Raw genomic sequence first — 20,515 nt, 5'->3', positions numbered from 1 at the left:
CATGACAAAAATGAAGAAAATTGTATTAATCTTTGTTGTTTTTTTTACGTCGCAGGTTATTCTTGCACAAGTAAAAACAATAAAAGGTTTAGTAAGCGATCAAAAAGGACTGCCGTTGCCAGGAGTTACTGTTCTTATCCAGGGAACAGCGAAGGCAGCACAAACAGATTATGATGGGATGTACAGTATTGAGGCATCAAAAGGAGATGTTTTAGTATTTTCATACATTGGAATTAAAACTAAAGTTGTAACAATTGGAGATTCTCCGCAAGTAAATGTTGCGCTTGAAGAAAATACCCAAAACTTAGATGAAGTTGTAGTTACGGCATTAGGTATTAAGAGACAAAAGAAGGAACTTGGTTACGCAGTTCAGGACATCAAAGGCGACCAGTTGAATAAGGTAATTACAACCAATGTAGCCACGGCACTTTCCGGTAAAATTGCAGGTGTTGATGTTTCTATACCGGCCACAGGTGCGGGAGGAAGTACAAGGGTAATTATTAGAGGTATTTCCAGTATAGGCGAGAATAACCAGCCGCTTTATATTGTAGATGGAGTTCCTATTGATAATACAGGGTTGTCTAATGACACTGCAGCATCAAGCAAATGGTTTGATGGAAGAGATAACGGTGACGGAATTTCAAGTATAAACCCGAACAACATTGAGAGTCTGACTGTATTAAAAGGTGCAGCAGCATCTGCTTTATATGGTTCCAGAGCTTTGAATGGTGTAATTTTGATTACAACCAAAAAAGGAAGCAAAGGTAAATTACAGGTAGAACTTACCAGCGGTGTTAGTTTTGACAGAGTAAATGCTAAATATCAGGATTTTCAAAGTGATTATGGAACGGGATCTCACGGGATTTTGCCGGACCCCTCAAAAGCGCCTTCTGAAATTTACGGATATACTACAAGTGCCTGGGGACCGAAATTCTCGGAAACAGTTGGGCAGCAGGTTATAATATTTGATGGTTCTATGAAACCCTATGCTAAAGTAGACAATAATATTCAGGACTTTTTCAAGACAGGATTTACAACAACTAACGGAATTTCGCTCTCTGGCGGAAGTGAGAATGCTTATATTCGTTTTGGATTCAACAATCTTAAAAATGATGATGTTGTTCCGGGTTCAGGTTTAGAAAGAAATGATGCCAGTTTGAATGCTACTTTAAAATCAGAAAAATTTACTTTGGCGGCAAATGTAAATTACATGATTGAAAATACCGAAAACAGACCAGGTTTGGGAGATTCCCCAAACAACGTAGGTTATTCTTTGAGTGGTTTAGCACCCAATATCGATCAGGCCTGGTTGAAAAATTATCAAGATCCGGATACAGGAGAAATCTACAAGTGGAATAATAATATTTATCAATTAAACCCTTATTTTACGGTAGATGCCAATCATAACACCTCTAAGAAAAATCGTTTTATGGGGAATGTTACCGGAACGTATCAACTTGAAAAATGGGTTGGATTGACTTTTAGAACCGGTTTAGATACTTATAATTTTGGTACTAAAGATTTTATGGCGGCTGGAAGTACCTGGCCGGGCAGAGATACAGGTTATCTTGGATTGAATGATATTACTGTTTCTGAAATGAATACTGATATCATAGCTACTTTTAGCGATATTAAATTGGCTAATGACTTGACTTTCTCAGGAATTTTAGGAACAAGCAGAAGAGATTTTAGAAGACAGGAAAATTCTAGTCAGGGAACAAATATTATTGAGCCGGGAACAGAATATATTAGTAATTTTTCGACTCAGACAATCAACGCACCATCAGAAACCAAAACAAGAACAAATTCTGTTTACGGTTCTGCAAAGTTTGATTATAAAGGCTATTTATATGCTGAATTTACTGGAAGAAATGACTGGTTTAGTGTGATAACCAAAGATGCTTTTTATCCGGCAGCTTCATTAGGTTTTGTATTCTCAGATGCATTTGCTATTCAGAATGATACTTTTTCTTATGGTAAATTGAGAGCATCGTGGGCAAAAGTTTCTAATGCTCCGGGCGCTTATAAAAATGCATTAAATTATACTACTTATTCTGCTTATGACGGACAAAGTGTTGTGAATATAAAAAATTCATCGGCACCAAATGCGAATCTTACTTTTCAATCAAAAACAGGAATTGAGTTTGGATTGGAAACAGCTTTCTTTAAAAACAGATTAAAAGCTGATATAACAGTTTACCGTGAAGATACTGCAGATCAAACGCTTGATTTAGCATCTTCTGCAACATCGGGTTATGAGTTTCTTTCTGTAAATGCAGGGAAATTGCGTAATGAAGGTATCGAGATATTTTTATCGGGTTCACCAATTAAAACTAAAGATTTTGAGTGGGGAATTGATTTGAACTTCTCAAAAAACAAAAACTCAATTCTTTCTTTACATCCTGACATTAATACTTATACTATTTCTGAGGCTCGCTGGGCCGGAGCAGCAATTGTAGCTCAGGTTGGCGGACAATACGGAACTATTATTGGTAAAGATTTTCAAAGAACACCTTCCGGCGAAATGATTGTAGGGGCAAACGGTCTTCCTGTTTACACAGATACAAAAGTAGAATTAGGAAAAGGGCTTCCGGATTGGGCGGCAGGTTTAACCAATAGATTTTCTTATAAAGGAATTACACTTCAATTTTTATTGGATATGAAGTTTGGTATGGATGTATATTCTATGACAAACTCTGTTGCCGCAGGAAAAGGACTTTTGGATGTAACTACAGAAGGAAGAGATGCTTACAATGCTGCAAGAGCAGAAGCCGCTGCAAATGATCCAAATTTCAATGTAGGGAATTGGACTCCAACAGCAGGTTATGTAGCAAACGGAGTTGTAAATACCGGAACTGCTGAAAATCCGGTGTACGTAAAAAATACGACTCCTGTAGATCCTCAAACATATTGGTCAAATGTTACTGAAAATACACCGGCACCTTTTATTTATGATGCTTCTTACGTTAAATTAAGAGAGGTAAGTTTAGGCTATACAATACCCAGAAGTGTTTTTGGCAGCTCAAAAATAAGTTCAATCTATATTTCGGCATTTGCCAGAAACCTATTGACATTTAATAAAGATTTACCAAATATTGATCCTGAGTCTATGTATACTTCTGGAAACGGACAAGGTTTTGAGTATGGTTCTTTGCCGTCAAGAAAATCGTATGGTTTTAATATTAAAGTTACATTCTAAAAAAGTAAATTATGAAAATTAAATATATAGTAGCCATACTTGCAGTATTTACGGTAGTTGGCTGTACAGAAAATTTTGACGAACTGGTAAAAGATCCGGTGGCGTTATCTCCAAATCCGGCAGGACAGCTCACCTTTACTCAATTGTGTATGTCCGGAGATGGATATTATCAACACAGAACCAACCTTATATATGCCGGAGGTTTTGTACAGCATTATTCAGGTTCTTGGGCAGTAACAGAATATGGCAGCAAATTTAAAAATAACGAAGAGTATGCAGTCGCTTTATGGAGAAATGTTTATGCCCATGAAATAAAAAGTATTGTTGATATTCTGGATAATACCAGTGCAGATCCCGCTGCTGTAAACATGAATGCTGTTGCTAAAATTATGAAAGTAATGATCGCACATCGTTTAACCGATATTTATGGTGACGTACCTTATTCAGAAGCCGGATTGGGGTTTTCTCAGGGAATTGTAACACCAAAATATGATAAACAGGAAGATATTTATAATTCTTTTTTCAAAGAATTAGACGAAGCTTTTAATCAGTTAAATGCCGGAGGAGGTGCGATAAAAGGAGATTTGTTTTATGACGGAGATATTGCAAAATGGAAAAAATTAGCCAATACCATGCGTTTGCGTTTAGCAATGAGAATCTCTGAAGTAAATCCTGCAGAAGCTGAAAAACAAGTAAAAGCCGCTTTTCAAAATGGCGTTTTTGCCGGTAATGATGACAACTGTATTATGCATCATTTGGATTTTCCTTTTAGTGATGATCCGTCCAGATTGGATTATAGAGGAAATGGATTGTCTTACGGTTTTATTTCAGATGAGCATGGAGACCATTTCAGTTCTTTATTAATAGATTTTTTAAGAGATAACGGCGATCCAAGATTAACTATGATCGCAACTCCAAAAACAAGCAGCAGCGTGGTTCCGTGGTCGCCAATACAGCCGGGTGAAACACTATATGAAGGTGTTAAGCCGGGAATGTTTAGATGGGATCTTCCCGGTGGATCAAATTCGGCCTCTGGAATACAGCCTTATTTAAAACTAAGAACAACTCCTTTTTTACATGTTAGTTATTCAGAAACACAATTATTATTGGCCGAAGCAGCTGTGAGAGGCTGGATTTCAGGTTCTGCCGCTGATTATTATAAAAATGGAGTAGAAGCAGGGATTAAACAAATGGAAATTTACGGTGCTGCGCCTGCAACTCAGGCTGATATTAATACCTATTTAACGGCGAATCCTTTAGTAGCCGGAACAGAAAAAGAGCAAATAGGAACACAAATTTGGGTTACCTATTTATTCAATAGTATCGAAGCTTATTCAAACTGGAGAAGAACAGGTTATCCTCATTTAGTGCCCATAACAAATTCAGATTCTGGAACCGGCGGTGTTGTGCCAACACGTTTGTATTATCCGAATGATGAAATGCAAAAAAATGAGAAAAACTATTTAGATGCCTTATCAAGAATGGGAGGAAAAAATGACTGGCTTGGTAAAGTTTGGTGGGATGTAAACTAGCTAGTTACTTTATGGAATTAAAAATTAAAAAATCTGCTTAATCTGCAAAATCTGCGTGAAAAAAAATAAGCACAAACTTTCTATTTGTTAGAAACTATTAAAGGGTAATTTCCAAACATAAAGTTATGCCTAATAAGGTATTATTTTCATTCTAATTAAATTAAAAACAATAGTTTAAAATTAAAAATTATGATAAAAAATAAAGCCTTGTTAGGCATCCTTTTTTTTCTAAGTTCCCTTTTTTCAGTTTATAGCTGTTCACATCAAAAAGAAATTGATCCGGAAAATTCAAAAAATAAAACAGCCAGAGTAGTGGGGTATTTATCTTCGGATAATTTTGATAAAATGAATTTGATTCAGTTTTGCAAATTAACGCATCTCAATTTAGCATTTGCAAATCCGGATAAAAATGGAAATTTGAATTTTACGGGAGATATTGATGCACTTATAAAATATGTAAAATCAGTTAATCCTAACATTAAAATTAGTATTTCGCTAGCAGGCGGAGTTTTATCTGAAGAAGTAGCATCAAATTGGAAATATCTAATTGATAATCCCGAAAACAGGCCAAATTTAATTCAGAACATTATAAATTTTACAGAACTTCATCATTTGGATGGAGTCGATGTTGATCTCGAATGGGATGCAGTGACAATAGGTTACAGCGGTTTTGTTTTAGAATTAAGAAAAGAACTCACAATGAAAAATAAACTTTTAACAGCGGCCTTGCCTAATAATTCGCGTTTCGAAAATATAAGTCAGGAAGCTTTAAATGCATTCGATTTTCTAAATATCATGTCATATGATAGCACCGGACCCTGGACACCGGATAATCCCGGGCAACACAGCTCTTTTGAAAACGCAAAAGCCGGAATAGATTTTTGGCATAAACTACAAAATGTGCCAAGCGAAAAATTGACTTTGGGCGTACCTTTTTATGGTTATAATTTTACTTATAAAGAAGTTACAAGTTCGACTTATGGAGAAATTGTAGCTGCAGGAACTCAATTTGCAGATCAGGATGAGGTTGGAAAAATTTATTATAACGGAAGACCTACAATAACTCAAAAAGTAGAATTTGCTTCTCAAAACACAGGTGGAATTATGATTTGGGAAATTGCCCAGGATTCTTTTGATACCTATTCGCTTTTAGATGTTATTCATCAAAAGTATACTTCGCTAAAAATAAAAACTACCAGTTTGTGTGGTAATTAATATTCAATAATTGTTCTTAATCACTTCTGTAATATTCTTTAAATTTTGTTAATTTTTTGGTTTCGGTTTAGCTAATATCTTCATTATTATGTAAATATCAGTTTTAATGTTGAAAAAATGATAATGCATAATTATTAAGCAAATACTCTTTTTTATTAAATATAATTCTGATAATTACTAAAAATGTTAGCGTTTATTGATTTGAAAACGTTTTCGTGAAACGCATTATTGAATGTTTTATGTCGTTGGTTTAAAAAATAAAGCCGTTTGTATAAATAATTTTTTTTAACAATCCCTTAAGAATAAATTTACACCATAACTAACAAAATAAATTAACATGAAAAAAATTTTCTTAATCTTTATGATTGCTTTTACGGCGCAAGTTTCGCTTGCTCAGGTAAAAAGTATCAAAGGTGTGATTACAGATTCTGATGGGATGCCATTACCAGGGGCATCTGTTGCAGTACAAGGAGGTCAAAAAGGTGCAACTACCGATTTTGACGGTTTGTACACAATTGAAGCACAAAAAGGACAAACATTGGTTTTTACTTATGTAGGTCTTGAAACTCAAAACATACTTGTAGGCGATGCGACTACAATTAACGTTAAGATGGGACAGGCAGCATCAAACGCTCTTAACGAGGTTGTTGTAACATCATTAGGTTTAAAGAAAACAAGAAAATCTTTAACATATGCAGCTCAGGAGCTTAAAGGTGAAGAGTTAACAAGAGTTAGAGATGCTAACGTTATCAATACTATTGCGGGTAAAATTGCCGGTGTTGCCGTAACTAAAAGTTCTGGTGGTACTGGAGGATCTACAAAAGTAGTTATTCGTGGAAATTCTTCTGTTTCTAACAGCCAGCCTTTATATGTTATTGATGGTATTCCAATGTTGAACTCAGGTGCAGGTCAGCCAAACGATTCATTTGGTAGTTTATCTGGTGGTAACCGTGATGGAGGAGATGTAATTTCTCTTGTTAATCCTGATGATTACGAAGGAATGACAGTCCTTAAAGGCGCTGCAGCTTCTGTATTATACGGATCTCAGGGAGCAAACGGTGTTATTTTATTATCTTCTAAAAAAGCTAAATCAGGAAAAGCCAATATTTCTGCTTCATCTGTTACAACTTTTGAAGAAGCGGCTTACATGCCTAAATTCCAAACAGATTATATTGCTGCTCCGGGAGCTGATGAAACTTGGGGAGCTGCTGGAAAAACAAAAGACCACGTAAAAGATTTCTTTGATGTAGGAACTACTCAAATTACTTCAGTTGGATATTCAATTGGTTCTGAAAATTCTTCTACAGCATTTTCTTATGCTAATACTTCTGCTACAGGTATTGTTCCTGGAAACAGCTTAAAGAAAAATAACTTTGGTATTAGACAAACAGCTAAATTCTTTAATGATAAATTAATTTTTGCTGCTAATGCAAATTATACTTCTCAAACAATTGCAAATAAACCAGTAAACGGATTTTATTTTAACCCTTTAACAGGAGTTTATTTGATGCCAAGAGGAAATGACTTCGATTATTACAAAAATAATTATGAGGTATTTAATCCTACAAGAAACTTAATGGCGCAAAACTGGATGACGAATAGAGATATTATGCAAAATCCATATTGGGCAATCAACAGAAACAAATCTGAAGATAAAAATGATTTCTTTAACGGAGCATTGTCTTTAACTTACAAAGCTAATAATTGGTTGAGCATTGCATCAAGATACAGCTATAACAGAGTAACTAGTGTTTTCGATAAAAAAATCTATGCTACAACACAAGGAACACTTTCTCATACAAACGGAAGATATATAAATGAAAATTCTTTAAGCACACAACGTTATGGAGATTTAATTGCGACAATTAATGCAAAATTTGCTACTGATTTTACTTTCAATGCAAATATTGGCGCGAGTATTACAAATACATTAACGAATGATAAAACGATTTTAGATTCAGGAATTAGTGGAGGTTTAAACGTTAGTAACTGGTTTACACTTCATAATTTTAATAATAATACAGGAAATTATCAAACAATAGATTCTCAAAGAGAAGTGCAGTCAGTTTTTGCAGCAACTACTTTTGGATATAAAGACATGTTGTTCTTAGATCTTTCAGGCAGAAACGACTGGTCATCTACAGTACCAGACTCTTATTTTTATCCATCTGTGGGTTTAACGGCTCTTATCAGCGAAATGACAACATTGCCAGAATGGATTAACTACGGAAAAGTTCGTGGTACTTATGCACAGGTTGGTAATGATATTTATCCATTTGTTACTAATCCTACTTATTATGCAACTCCGGGTTCTTCTGCAATAAATCCTAAAGTAGGACCAAGACCAGGAGAAACTTTAAAACCGGAATTAAAATCTGAATTTGAATTTGGTACAGAGTGGAGAATGTTTAACAACAGATTAGGTTTTGAAATTTCTTACTACAACTCTGAAACTAAAAACCAATACTTACAAGTTGTTGCTCCGGTAAATGATATGGGTTATGATTTCTTCGGAATTAATGCAGGAAGTATTGAAAATAAAGGTTTTGAGGTTGTTTTAACAGGTGGAATTATCAGAGGAGATAAATTTTCCTGGGATACTACAGTAAACTTTTCTCAAAATAAAAACAAAGTAAAAGAAATTCCTACTGAATTAGGAGGTAGAGTTAACTTAACTGAAGCTGGAGTAAACAGTTACAGATATGCTTTAGTAGAAGGAAAACCTTACGGAGTAATCGAAGGAATCAACTTTAAAAAAGACGATCAGGGCAGAATTTTATTGAATGACGACGGAACAATTCAAAAAACAGAATTTGAAGAAGTTGGAAATTCTAATCCTGATTTTATGTTAGGTTGGTCAAACTCATTTAAATTTGGTTCTTTCTTTGCAAATGTATTGATTGATGGTCGTTTTGGTGGCGATGTAATGAGCTTAACAGAAGCTCAAAATGATTCTTTTGGAGTTTCAAAAGCTACAGGAGATGCAAGAAATGCCGGAGGTGTTGCAATTAATGCAGTAAGAGCAAGTGATGGTACAGCGGTAACAACAATGGATGCAAAATCTTATTATACACAAGTTGGAGGTAGAGCAGGTATCACAGGAGAATATGTATATGACGCAACAAACGTAAGTGTTAGAGAAGTTTCTATCGGATACAATTTCAGTCCTAAAAATTTACCTTTTATACAATCAGCAAGTATCTCTTTAATTGCCAGAAATTTATTCTTTATCTATAAAGATGCACCTTTTGATCCAAACATTGCATTAAGTACAGGTCAGGGTTTACAAGGAGTAGATATTTATGGTTTACCATCTACTAGAAGTATCGGTCTTAATTTAAATGTAACTTTCTAAAATTAACAACATGAAACTAAATAAAATAACAAAAGCAGCTATCTGTATTTCATTGCTTTCAGCATTTGGTTGTACAGATAATTTTGAGGAAATTAACACCAATGACCAAGGAATTACACCAGAATTATTAGAGCAGGACTTTAATCATATCAAACAAGGTTTTGGACCAATATTTAATAATATTCAGGTAATTACAGCAAATTTCGAGTGGGTTTACCAATTACAGCAAAACTTAAACAGTGATATCTGGTCAGGATATATGGCTACTCCAACAGGTTTTGCAGGAGGGATAAATAATACAACTTATTCATTAGTTGATGGTTGGAATGGATTTATCTGGGAATATGCTTATAAGAATGTAATGTATAATGCCGTTCACATTGAAGATCTTTCAAAAGGAAAATTTGATCAGTTTTATGCTTTATCACTGATTTTAAAAGTGGAAGGTATGCACAGGCTAACAGATACTTTTGGACCAATCATATATTCTAAATACGGAGAATTAAGTCCTACAGAATATGACAGCCAGGAAGAAGTTTACAATCAGTTTTTTAATGAATTGGATATTGCGGTTGCAGATTTGACACAAAGAGTTGATGACGGAGATACTGGAGAAAGTACTTTTAAATCAACCGATTTATCAGGATACAAAGGAAAATACAAACAATGGGTAAAATTTGCTAACACGCTTCGTTTAAGATTAGCAATGCGTATTGTAAAAGCAAATCCTGCATTAGCGAAAATTGAAGCTGAAAAAGCAGTAGCACATAAATTTGGTGTAATGCAGTCGAACGGTGATTTATTTAAAATTGTATCTCCGGTTTTCACAAACCCGCTTGCAACAATTAGTGGTTCATGGTTAGATATCCGTATGGGTGCTGATATGGAATCAATTATGGGTGGATATGAAGATCCAAGACTTGAAGGTTATTTTGATACATCATCTCAATATCCTGGTGAATACAAAGGTGTTCGTACCGGAATTGATATTGCTGCTAAGGCAGATCACCAGAATTTTTCTGGTATTGGAGCTCCTGGGAAATCAAATGAGATTGTTTTAATGACTGCTGCCGAAGCTTATTTCTTAAGAGCAGAAGGAGCTTTAAGAGGCTGGGACATGGGAGGCGATGCTAAATCATTGTATGAGCAAGGTATTACGGTATCATTTGGACAAAGAGATGCGTCTGGTGTTGTAGGTTATATTGCTGATAATGTAAAAACAGCTAAAGCTTATGTTGATCCTAAATTTCCTGTAAACAATTCTCCTGCAGTTAATAATGTTACCGTTGCCTGGGATGAAGCTGCAACTAACGAAGTGAAATTGCAAAAAATTATTACTCAAAAATGGATTGCAGGTTTCCCTGAAGGACAAGAAGCATGGTCTGATTACAGAAGAACAGGTTATCCTAAACTTTTCCCGGTACTTAAAAACTACAGTGGAGGAACAATTTCTACTGAGTTAGGAGTACGAAGAATCAATTTTGTTCAGTCTGAAAAAGATGGTAATCAAGGTGGTGTAGATTCAGGAATTGCAAAACTTGGAGGTTCCGATAATGGAGGAACAAGACTTTGGTGGGATGTTGATGCTCCAAATTTCTAAAAAATATCAAAGAATTATAAGATTTTAAGTTTGGTTAGTAAATGGTATAAGCAGTGAAAATTGCTTATACCATTTCAAAAACCAAAATTGTACATACCAAAAAAAGAAAAAAATGAAAAGTGCTTTAGAAATAAAACCTGATATCAGCTATAAAAGTGCAGGGAAATTTGAAGAGACCAGATTTGAGAAAATCCACAACGAAATTTTCAAAAGTTCTGCCGAAGCTTCAATAATCGTTGCCCAGGAAATTGCACAATTAATCAGAACCAAACAAGAAAAAAATAAATCTTGTGTATTGGGTTTGGCAACAGGTTCTTCTCCTATAAAAGTTTATGAAGAATTAGTGAGAATGCACAGAGAAGAAGGACTAAGTTTTAGCAATGTAATCACTTTTAATCTGGATGAATATTATCCAATGACAAAAGAGAACAATCAGAGCTACCATTATTTCATGCATCAGCATCTTTTTAATCATATTGATATTAAACCGGAAAATGTTAATATTCCTGATGGTACGGTATCTATTGATGAATTAAATCAATATTGTATCGATTATGAAATGAATATTAAAAATGCGGGAGGACTTGATTTTCAGTTATTAGGTATCGGTCGTACAGGTCACGTAGGTTTCAACGAACCGGGATCGCACATTAACTCCGGAACCAGAATTATTACACTGGATCACATTACAAGAGTAGATGCTTCATCAGATTTTAATGGTATAGACAACGTTCCAAAACGTGCTATCACTATGGGAGTTTCTACCATTATGAGATCAAAAAGAATCGTATTAATGGCTTGGGGACAAAACAAAGCCGATATCATCAAAAGAACTATTCAGGGTGATATCAGTTCAGAAGTTCCTGCTACATTTTTACAAAACCACCCCAATGCGACTTTCGTTTTAGATCAGTCAGCAGCGGTAGAATTAACGCGTTTTAAAACGCCTTGGCTTGTGGGAGAATGTATCTGGACACAAGAATTAAAAAGTAAAGCGATTGTTTGGTTATGCCAAAAAACAAAACAATCGATATTAAAATTAACAGACCGTGATTACAATAATAACGGAATGTCTGATCTTTTGGCGCAAGAAGGTTCTGCTTATGATTTGAACATCAATATGTTCAACGTATTGCAGCATACCATCACAGGATGGCCGGGTGGAAAACCAAATACAGACGATTCACATCGTCCGGAAAGAGCAAATCCTGCAAAAAAACGAGTGATTCTTTTTAGTCCACATCCGGATGATGATGTGATTTCTATGGGAGGAACTTTTTCAAAATTGATAAAACAAGGTCATGATGTACACGTGGTATATCAAACCTCCGGAAATATAGCTGTTACAGATGACGAAGCATTAAAATTTGCTGAGGTTGCCAAAGATTTTATTGGCGAAGCCGGCAGCGGAATAAACTTCAAATCTGTTATTGACTTTTTGAATAGCAAATCAGAAAATCAAATTGATTCTTTGGAAGTTCGAAAATTAAAAGGACTAATCAGAAGAAGAGAATCTTATGCAGCAACAAGATACATTGGCTTAAAAGATGAGAATACTCATTTCCTGGATCTTCCATTTTATGAAACAGGACAAGTAAAGAAAAATCCGTTAGGACCTGAAGACATTGCAATTGTAAAAGATATTATTGCAAAAATAAAACCACATCAGGTATTTGCAGCCGGAGATTTGGCAGATCCGCACGGAACGCATGAAGTTTGTTTAAATGCTATTTTTGCTGCCATGAAACAATTGAAACCGGAGAAATACATGGATGATTGCTGGTTGTGGCTTTACCGAGGCGCATGGCACGAATGGGACATTCACGAAATTGATATGGCCGTTCCGCTTTCTCCATCAGAAGTATTATTGAAACGTCACGCGATTTTATACCACCAGTCTCAAAAAGACAGAGTAATGTTTCAAGGAAACGACTCCAGAGAATTTTGGGTTAGGGCAGAAGATCGTAATAAAAATACAGCCATCTTATACGATGATTTAGGTTTGGCTGAGTATGAAGCTATCGAGGCGTTTAAGCGTTTTGACTATTAGCGTTGTTTTTAAAAAGGATTCGGGTGAGAGCGAATCAAACTACAAAATTCAGATTGACTTTCATAGCGATTTGTGAGGGTTTCTAGAAAGTCGTCTGAATTTGTTTTTTTGTTATCCAATTTATTAATGTTGCTCCAGTGACATCTTTTCAAACAAATTAAAATGAAATATTTATTAGTCCTACTATTAGCAGGTTTAACTTCTACTGCCCAAATTAAGAAAGAGCAGTTAAATCTTATGCCCTGGCCTCAGAGTGTTGTTTTAAACGACGGAAATTTTGCTTTAACCAAAAACTTTAAAGTAAACATTACCGGAAATCCAAATTCAAGAATATTTGGAGGGGTAACACGCTTTTTGCGTCGCTTAGATGGTAGAACCGGTATTTTTTTCGAACAGGGTTTTATTACGAAACTAAATGAATTTCCCTCAGCTCAACTTCAAATAAACTGTACCAAAAGCGGAAAAATAGGTTTATATGAAGATGAAAGTTATCATTTAGACATCAAACAAAACCAAATTACAATAAATGCAACCAGCGATTTAGGAGCTTTACACGGCCTTGAAACGTTATTGCAAATGTTGCAGAATAACAGCACATCATTTTATTTTCCGAATTCACAAATTTCAGATTTTCCAAGATTTACATGGAGAGGTTTAATGATAGATGCTGCAAGACATTTTCAGCCTGTAGATGTTATCAAAAGAAATATTGATGGACTGGCTGCTATGAAAATGAATGTTTTTCACTGGCATTTAGTAGACGATCAGGGTTGGAGAATAGAAATGAAAAAACATCCAAAATTAATCGATTTAGCTTCGGATGGAATGTATTACACACAAGAGGAAATTAAAAATATCGTTAAATACGCTGATGAGCGCGGTATTTTGATCGTTCCTGAAATAGATGTTCCTGGTCACGGATCTGCAATTCTTACGGCGTACCCGGAAATAGGAAGCAAAGTGATTACGCTGACAGGTGGAACTTCAGAAAAAAATATTCAGGGAACCGCAATTGCGACCTATGGAGTTGAAAGAAATGCGGGTATTTTTTCGCCAACATTAGATCCTTCAAATCCTAAAACATATCAATTATTAAGTGAACTTTTTGATGAAGTTTGCCCTTTATTTCCCGGAGCTTATTTTCATATCGGGGGAGATGAAAATGAGGGGAAAGATTGGGATGCAAACCCGAAAATTCAGGCATTTAAAAAGAAAAATAATTTAACAACCAATCACGAATTGCAAACCTATTTTACGATGCAATTAGTGCCAATGCTTAAAAAACACGGCAAACAATTAATGGGCTGGGAAGAAATTTTGACAAAAAACATGTCAAAAGAAGCGATCATCCATTCCTGGAGAGGACCAAATGAAGGTGTTGTAGCAGGTCAGTCATTAGTAGATGCAGTAAAAAAAGGATACAAAACAGTATTATCAAACGGATATTACATTGATTTGATGTATCCGATTGAAAGTCATTATTTAAACGATCCAATGCCAAAAGGTGCTGATTTAACTACAGAAGAAAAAGCAAGAATTTTGGGTGGAGAAGCCACAATGTGGACAGAGCTTACAACGCCATCAACAATAGATTCAAGAGTTTGGCCAAGAACAGCAGCTATTGCAGAAAGACTTTGGTCTGCCGAGGATATTACAGATGTTGGCAATATGCGTAAACGTCTGGAAACAGTTTCTTTTAGATTAGAAGAATTGGGATTAACGCATATTCGCAACAGAGCTGTTATTTTAAGAAACATTGCCAATAACCAAAACATAAAATCCCTTAACGAATTTGCAAATGTTTGCGAACCTTTAAAAGGATACACCAGAAATAAAGGAGGAACAGAGTACCAAATGTATTCTCCGTTTACACTTTTTGCTGATGCCTGTACGCCGGATGCCAAAGATGCTTTGGCTTTTGATGAGGCAGTAACACAATATCTGGCCAATAAAACACCAGAAAATAAAGCAAAAGTAGCGGGATTTTTAAACAAATGGATTGCAGTAAATAAAGGTTTGGTTGAGTTGAGTTCCAATGCGCCGTTAGTACAGCCAATTTTACCTTTATCTAAAAAATTAAATGATGCATCGCAGGAATTGTTACTTGTTTTAGATAACAAATCGATTTTAAAGAAAGAAGATTTAAAAAGTTTAATTGAACAATGTAACACAAAAGATCATGCAGATGTTGAGCTTGCAGTTTATGCGAGTCTGAAAAAATTAATATAAAGTTTGAGTTGAATTAGTTTAGTAAGTTACAATGATTGTTTTAGATTTCTAATTATCTCTACTGGAATATTTCAGTAGAGGTAATTATAATAAGACTTTAATGGTACAAAACTTTTTTTCAGACTTAAAAAAAATTAACCAAAAAAATCATTAAAAAATAACCATTAAAAGAGTATTAACCTTAAAAAACCAAATAAAAAGAATAAAAAACATGACAGAACAAGTATTTAGATTGATGAGTTCTCCCAAATTTATCATTTGTATGTAATACTAATTTTTTAAAAGAATTATACATAAATATCAATCAATACTATTTGCTAATGATTATGGTAGAATCAGTAATAGTAATATTTATTTATAGAAGTAAGATGAAGTAATTTCCAACGGATTGCAATGTTTTTATTGCAGTTTATTGAATCCCGATTGTTGTGTTTTATGTGTCGAAATTGACATGTAAGATGTTGTAATTGGAATATTTATTTTCTATTAACCAATATTTATTAATTATGAAACATTATTACAGATTGCTCTTATTGTTACTGTTTCCCTTGCTCGCCATGGCACAACCAGCTCATGGTAAAAAAGTAGTAGGGTATTATGCGCAATGGTCTATTTATGCGAGGGATTTCAACGTTCCAAAAATAGATGGAAGTAAAATCACGCATTTGAATTATTCTTTTTATGGAACAACTTATGATCCCGCTCATCCGGAAAACACAAAGTTGTTATGTTTAGACACTTATGCCGATTTTGAGCATATGGAAGGCGGAATTCCGTGGGATGCTCCTGTAAAAGGGAACTTTTATGACTTAATGAAACTTAAGGAAAAGTATCCGCATCTTAAAATTTTAATTTCTGTTGGAGGATGGACAAAAGGTCAGGATCTATCTCCAATTGCAGCAAGTCCTGTTGCAAGAGCCGCTTTGGCTACAGATATGGCAAACTTCATTACTAAATATCCATTTATTGATGGATTCGATATCGACTGGGAATATCCTCTTTCTGGTGGAACAGATGGTACCGAAGTGATCAATGGAGCGCCAATTCCTCCACAAAAGTACAGCCCGGACGACAACAAAAATTTAGTGTATTTATTAAAAGCAATGCGTCAGGCAATGCCAAATAAATTAGTCACTATTGCTGCCGGAAACAATGTTCGAAATGTTGCCAAACAATATTTAGGACCATCAAACAGAGCACAATACGGAATGACAGAAGATATTTCGACTTATTGTGATTACATTACTTATTTTGGATATGATTTCGGTGGAAACTGGTATGATAAAACATGCTACAACGCTCCTTTATACGCAAGTGGAAACACAAATGACCCGCTTTATGGCGCAACACAATCAGAATCATTAGACGAATTAACGAATCAATATTTGAATGTTGTTGGTTTTCCTGCGAATAAATTAATCATGGGATTACCTTTCTACGGAAAAAAATTCGATAATGTTGCCAATAACGGAACCAATCCAAATTTACCTGGATTATTTGTTGCTGCACCAAGATATGTAGTTCCTGGATGCACAAACCCACAAAACCCAACAGGAACATGGGATGGTCCTGCAGCCTGCGAAAAATCAGGAAGTATCGAAATTTGTGATTTAGTTGGAAATCCGGTTACAAATTCACATGCTTATTTAGATCCAAATACCATGTTAGTTACACCAACTGCGGCTTCTGCAGGATGGGTAAGATATTTTGACAATACAACAAAAGTTCCTTATTTATACAATGCTACTTTAAAACAGTTTATTTCTTATGAAGATAAGCAATCAATGGATTTAAAAGTGCAGTATATTAAATCGAGAAACCTTGCCGGAGGTATGGTTTGGGAATTATCTCAGGATACAAGAGGCTCAATTCCGAACTCATTATTAACTCAGGTCGATACATCTTTTGGAAGCGTAGTTCCTGGAACAGTAAGTATTTCCGGTTCTGTAAAAAACGGATCAGCTTTAGTACCAAATGTTACAGTTGATTTGCGTAATGCAAGCAATGTAATATTGCAAACTGTAGTTTCTACAGGAGGAAATTTTACATTTAGTAATTTAACTTCAGGACAAAATTATATCCTTACAGCTTCAAAAGCCACGTATACTTTTACTCCGGTAACATTAACGAATGTAACAACAAATCAAACGGCAGTTGTTATTAACGGAACGCAACCTTTATATACTGTTAGCGGAACAGTTCTTAACGGAGCAACAGGAGTTTCTGGTGTAACCGTTACGGCAACTTCAGGAGCTACAGTTTTAACTGCAGTTTCTAATGCAAGCGGAGTGTACAGCGTAGCAGGTTTAACAGCCGGGCTTAACTTCACCGTTACAGCTGCAAAAACTGGATTCTCCTATACGCCAACTTCAACAGTTTACAATGCAATTGATGCCAACAAAACGTTGAATTTTGCTCAGGGCGCGCCAGTGGTTTATTACACAGTAAGCGGAACTATTCTTAACGGAACAACTCCGGTTTCTGGTGTAACAGTTACGGCAACTTCAACAACTGGAACTTTTACAGCAACTACAAATTCAAGCGGAGTTTATTCGATTGCTAATTTGCCAGCAGGCGGTAATTATACCGTAACGGCAGCTTTGGCAGGACAAACATTTACTCCGGCTTCAACAGTTTATACGAATCTGACTTCAAACAAAACATTAAACTTCGCGCAAGATGTTATTGTAGTTCCTTCAAGTAAAATTAGCGGAACAGTTAAAAACGGATCGACTCCTGTTTCTGGTGCAAAAGTAGAATTAGTTTTACCTTGGACAGATAATACACACAACTGGAAAAGTGTAATTGCGATAACAGATGCACAAGGAAAATACAGTTTTGACAATTCAGTTGTAGCAGGTTATACAACCGCTACAAGTTTAAAATTAAACTCTTGGGAAAACGGAGAAGTAGCTTACTTCCCTAATAATCTGGCCAACTTTGCAATTCCTGCAAACCCAACGGTTTATAACTTCAATACAAGTTCTACTGCAAAAGCAGCATTGGTAGCGGCAAACTTGATTAGCGGATCAGTTAAAAACGGGACAACTCCGGTTGCTGGTGCAAAAGTAGAATTAGTTTTACCTTGGACAGATAACACACACAACTGGAAAAGCGTTCTTGCCACTACAGATGCATCAGGAAACTATACTTTCGATAATTCAGTTGTTGCAGGTTATACACAAATTTTAAGTTTGAAATTAAACTCATGGGAAAATGGTGAAGTGACTTATTATCCAAATAACTTAGCCAACTTTGCAGTTCCAACAACTCCAACGGTTTATGATTTCAATAGACAAGCGGTAGTTGCGACTAAGCCAGTGGTTACTATTACAGCGCCAACAGCTTCTGCGATTGCTATAAATTTAGGATCAGCAATTAATTTTGTTGCAAGTGTTGGATTAAGTGCCGCTGATGCCACTACAATCTCATCTGTTGTATTTAGTTTAGATGGACAAAGCCTGAGTGCTACCAATTCTTCGGGAACTTATACCGCGATTTGGACACCGGCAGCAAATCAGTTTTCGCTTCCTCATACCTTAACCGTTACGGCTACTGCATCAAACGGAACAACAGAATCAAAAACTTATAGTTTTACATTAACTTGTTCAGGTGCAAACTGCCCAAATTCATTGCCGGTAATTACATGGAATTCACCATCGAATACTACTGTAACCCAGAGTTCTTTTCAGGTTGTACCAATTTCAGTTACAGCTGTTGATAGTGACGGATCGGTTTCAGGTGTTACTATTACAATAAATGGAGGTACATTTAATATGACAGCAGGCACAAATAATACCTATACGTATAATTTTACACCATCTGCTTATCAGGATTATCCGGTTGTAATCAAAGCAACAGATAATAAAGCTGCTGTAACTACATTAAACAATACAATTAAAATTGCTCCGGTGAGCACGAATAGATTCATTCCGCTTCCATCTAAAATTATTTTAGGATATGCACATTCCTGGGAAAATGCAGGTGCTCCATTTTTATATTTTTCTCAAATGGTCGGAAGTAAGTTTAACGTAGTCGATTATTCTTTCGTAGAAACTGTTAATCGTGATGGTTATACACCAGTATTAACTACAAATGACACCAGATACTTGACCAATGGTGTTTTCAATAAACAATTGTTGAAAAACGATATAAAATCCTTAAGAGATAGCGGCGTTCCTGTTATTGTTTCTATCGGAGGTCAAAACGGTCATGTTGTTTTAGACAATGTAGCTCAAAAAAATATTTTTGTTAACGGTCTAAAAGCAATTATTGATGAGTATCAATTTGATGGAGTTGATATTGATTTTGAAGGCGGATCGATGAATTTTAATGCAGGAGGTTTAAGAGATATTTCTTATGCGGGTATTTCTGCTTATCCAAGATTAAAAAACGTAGTAGATGCTTTCAAAGAATTAAAAGCTTACTATGGTCCTGGATTTTTATTAACTGCAGCTCCTGAAACACAATATGTACAAGGAGGATATTCTACCTATACGGATACTTTTGGTTCCTTCCTGCCAATCATTCAAAACTTGCGTAATGATTTGGATTTGTTAGCGGTACAATTGTATAATACAGGAGGAGAAAACGGATTAGATGGTCAATATTATGGTTCAGCTAAGAAATCAAACATGGTAACAGCCCTAACCGATATGATTATAAAAGGATATAACATTGCTACAACAGGAATGCATTTTGATGGTTTACCGCCCTCAAAAGTTCTTATTGCATTACCAGCTTGTCCAAGTGCAGCAGGTAGCGGTTATTTAACGCCGACAGAAGGAATTAATGCTATGCATTATTTAAGAACCGGAACCACTTTTTCAGGAAGAACATACACTATGCAGCCAGGCGGACCATATCCTTCTTTAAGAGGTTTAATGACTTGGTCTGTAAACTGGGATGCATCTTCTTGTGGTAATTCATCTGAATTATCTAAAGCGTATGCAGCTTATTTTGCTTCACAGTCAGCAGCAAAAACATTGGCAGTTGATAAAATTGAAGTAAAAAGTAATACAATTGTTTACTTTAAAAACAATGCCTTATCAGTTACAAACGAAACTGAAGACATTGCTCGTGTAGACGTATTTAATACAATTGGACAAAATTTGGTAAACCACCAAAACATCCAAAATAATAAAGAGATTCTGCTACAAAACCAAAGTTTCTCAACAAAACAAATGTTTATAGTTGTAGTAACAGACAAAGCAGGAAACAAAAAATCATTCAAAGTAATAAACTTTTTAAACTAGTTACAATGAATGGAAAATTTAGAAATAAAAAAATTGGGACGGTTAAAATTGAGTTTGGTTATTTATTTTTTAATCTGGTT

Annotated in this window: 8 protein-coding genes; all 8 read left to right on the top strand. The window is 35.2% G+C overall.

Going from position 1 to position 20,515, the window contains the following annotated elements; translation table 11 throughout:
• Positions 1-10 precede the first annotated feature (10 nt).
• Positions 11-3,199, top strand: a complete 3,189-nt coding sequence (locus BUE22_RS11065; protein ID WP_073395491.1) for a SusC/RagA family TonB-linked outer membrane protein — start codon at positions 11-13, stop codon at positions 3,197-3,199.
• Positions 3,200-3,210: 11 nt separating this feature from the next.
• Positions 3,211-4,731: a SusD/RagB family nutrient-binding outer membrane lipoprotein gene (locus tag BUE22_RS11060; protein WP_073395097.1), complete on the top strand. Its 1,521-nt coding sequence runs from the start codon at positions 3,211-3,213 to the stop codon at positions 4,729-4,731.
• Positions 4,732-4,920: 189 nt separating this feature from the next.
• On the top strand, positions 4,921-5,946 hold the full coding sequence (locus tag BUE22_RS11055) for a glycosyl hydrolase family 18 protein (protein WP_073395096.1): 1,026 nt from the start codon (positions 4,921-4,923) through the stop codon (positions 5,944-5,946).
• Positions 5,947-6,283: 337 nt separating this feature from the next.
• Positions 6,284-9,301 (top strand): SusC/RagA family TonB-linked outer membrane protein, encoded by a 3,018-nt coding sequence (locus BUE22_RS11050; RefSeq protein WP_073395095.1) that lies wholly within the window; start codon positions 6,284-6,286, stop codon positions 9,299-9,301.
• Positions 9,302-9,311: 10 nt separating this feature from the next.
• Positions 9,312-10,901: a RagB/SusD family nutrient uptake outer membrane protein gene (locus BUE22_RS11045; protein WP_073395094.1), complete on the top strand. Its 1,590-nt coding sequence runs from the start codon at positions 9,312-9,314 to the stop codon at positions 10,899-10,901.
• A 112-nt stretch (positions 10,902-11,013) separates the two neighbouring features.
• The gene (nagB, locus tag BUE22_RS11040) at positions 11,014-12,951 is read left to right on the top strand and encodes a glucosamine-6-phosphate deaminase (protein ID WP_042565024.1); all 1,938 of its coding nucleotides are present in this window, start codon (positions 11,014-11,016) and stop codon (positions 12,949-12,951) included.
• Positions 12,952-13,113: 162 nt separating this feature from the next.
• Positions 13,114-15,180: a beta-N-acetylhexosaminidase gene (locus tag BUE22_RS11035; protein WP_073395093.1), complete on the top strand. Its 2,067-nt coding sequence runs from the start codon at positions 13,114-13,116 to the stop codon at positions 15,178-15,180.
• A gap of 506 nt (positions 15,181-15,686) precedes the next feature.
• A complete protein-coding gene (gene chiA / locus BUE22_RS11030; protein WP_073395092.1) occupies positions 15,687-20,435 on the top strand; it encodes a T9SS-translocated chitinase ChiA in 4,749 nt (1,582 codons plus the stop codon).
• Positions 20,436-20,515 lie beyond the last annotated feature (80 nt).

The sequence above is a fragment of the Flavobacterium pectinovorum genome (genome assembly GCF_900142715.1).
GTDB lineage: Bacteria > Bacteroidota > Bacteroidia > Flavobacteriales > Flavobacteriaceae > Flavobacterium > Flavobacterium pectinovorum.
This window is presented reverse-complemented; position numbering and strand designations above follow the sequence as displayed.

Bases quoted from the DNA above. Each gene is read 5' to 3' on its own strand.
- BUE22_RS11055 (WP_073395096.1), top strand. From the start codon at position 4,921: ATGATAAAAAATAAAGCCTTGTTAGGCATCCTTTTTTTTCTAAGTTCC.
- BUE22_RS11060 (WP_073395097.1), top strand. From the start codon at position 3,211: ATGAAAATTAAATATATAGTAGCCATACTTGCAGTATTTACGGTAGTT.
- BUE22_RS11035 (WP_073395093.1), top strand. From the start codon at position 13,114: ATGAAATATTTATTAGTCCTACTATTAGCAGGTTTAACTTCTACTGCC.
- BUE22_RS11045 (WP_073395094.1), top strand. From the start codon at position 9,312: ATGAAACTAAATAAAATAACAAAAGCAGCTATCTGTATTTCATTGCTT.
- BUE22_RS11065 (WP_073395491.1), top strand. From the start codon at position 11: ATGAAGAAAATTGTATTAATCTTTGTTGTTTTTTTTACGTCGCAGGTT.
- chiA (WP_073395092.1), top strand. From the start codon at position 15,687: ATGAAACATTATTACAGATTGCTCTTATTGTTACTGTTTCCCTTGCTC.
- BUE22_RS11050 (WP_073395095.1), top strand. From the start codon at position 6,284: ATGAAAAAAATTTTCTTAATCTTTATGATTGCTTTTACGGCGCAAGTT.
- nagB (WP_042565024.1), top strand. From the start codon at position 11,014: ATGAAAAGTGCTTTAGAAATAAAACCTGATATCAGCTATAAAAGTGCA.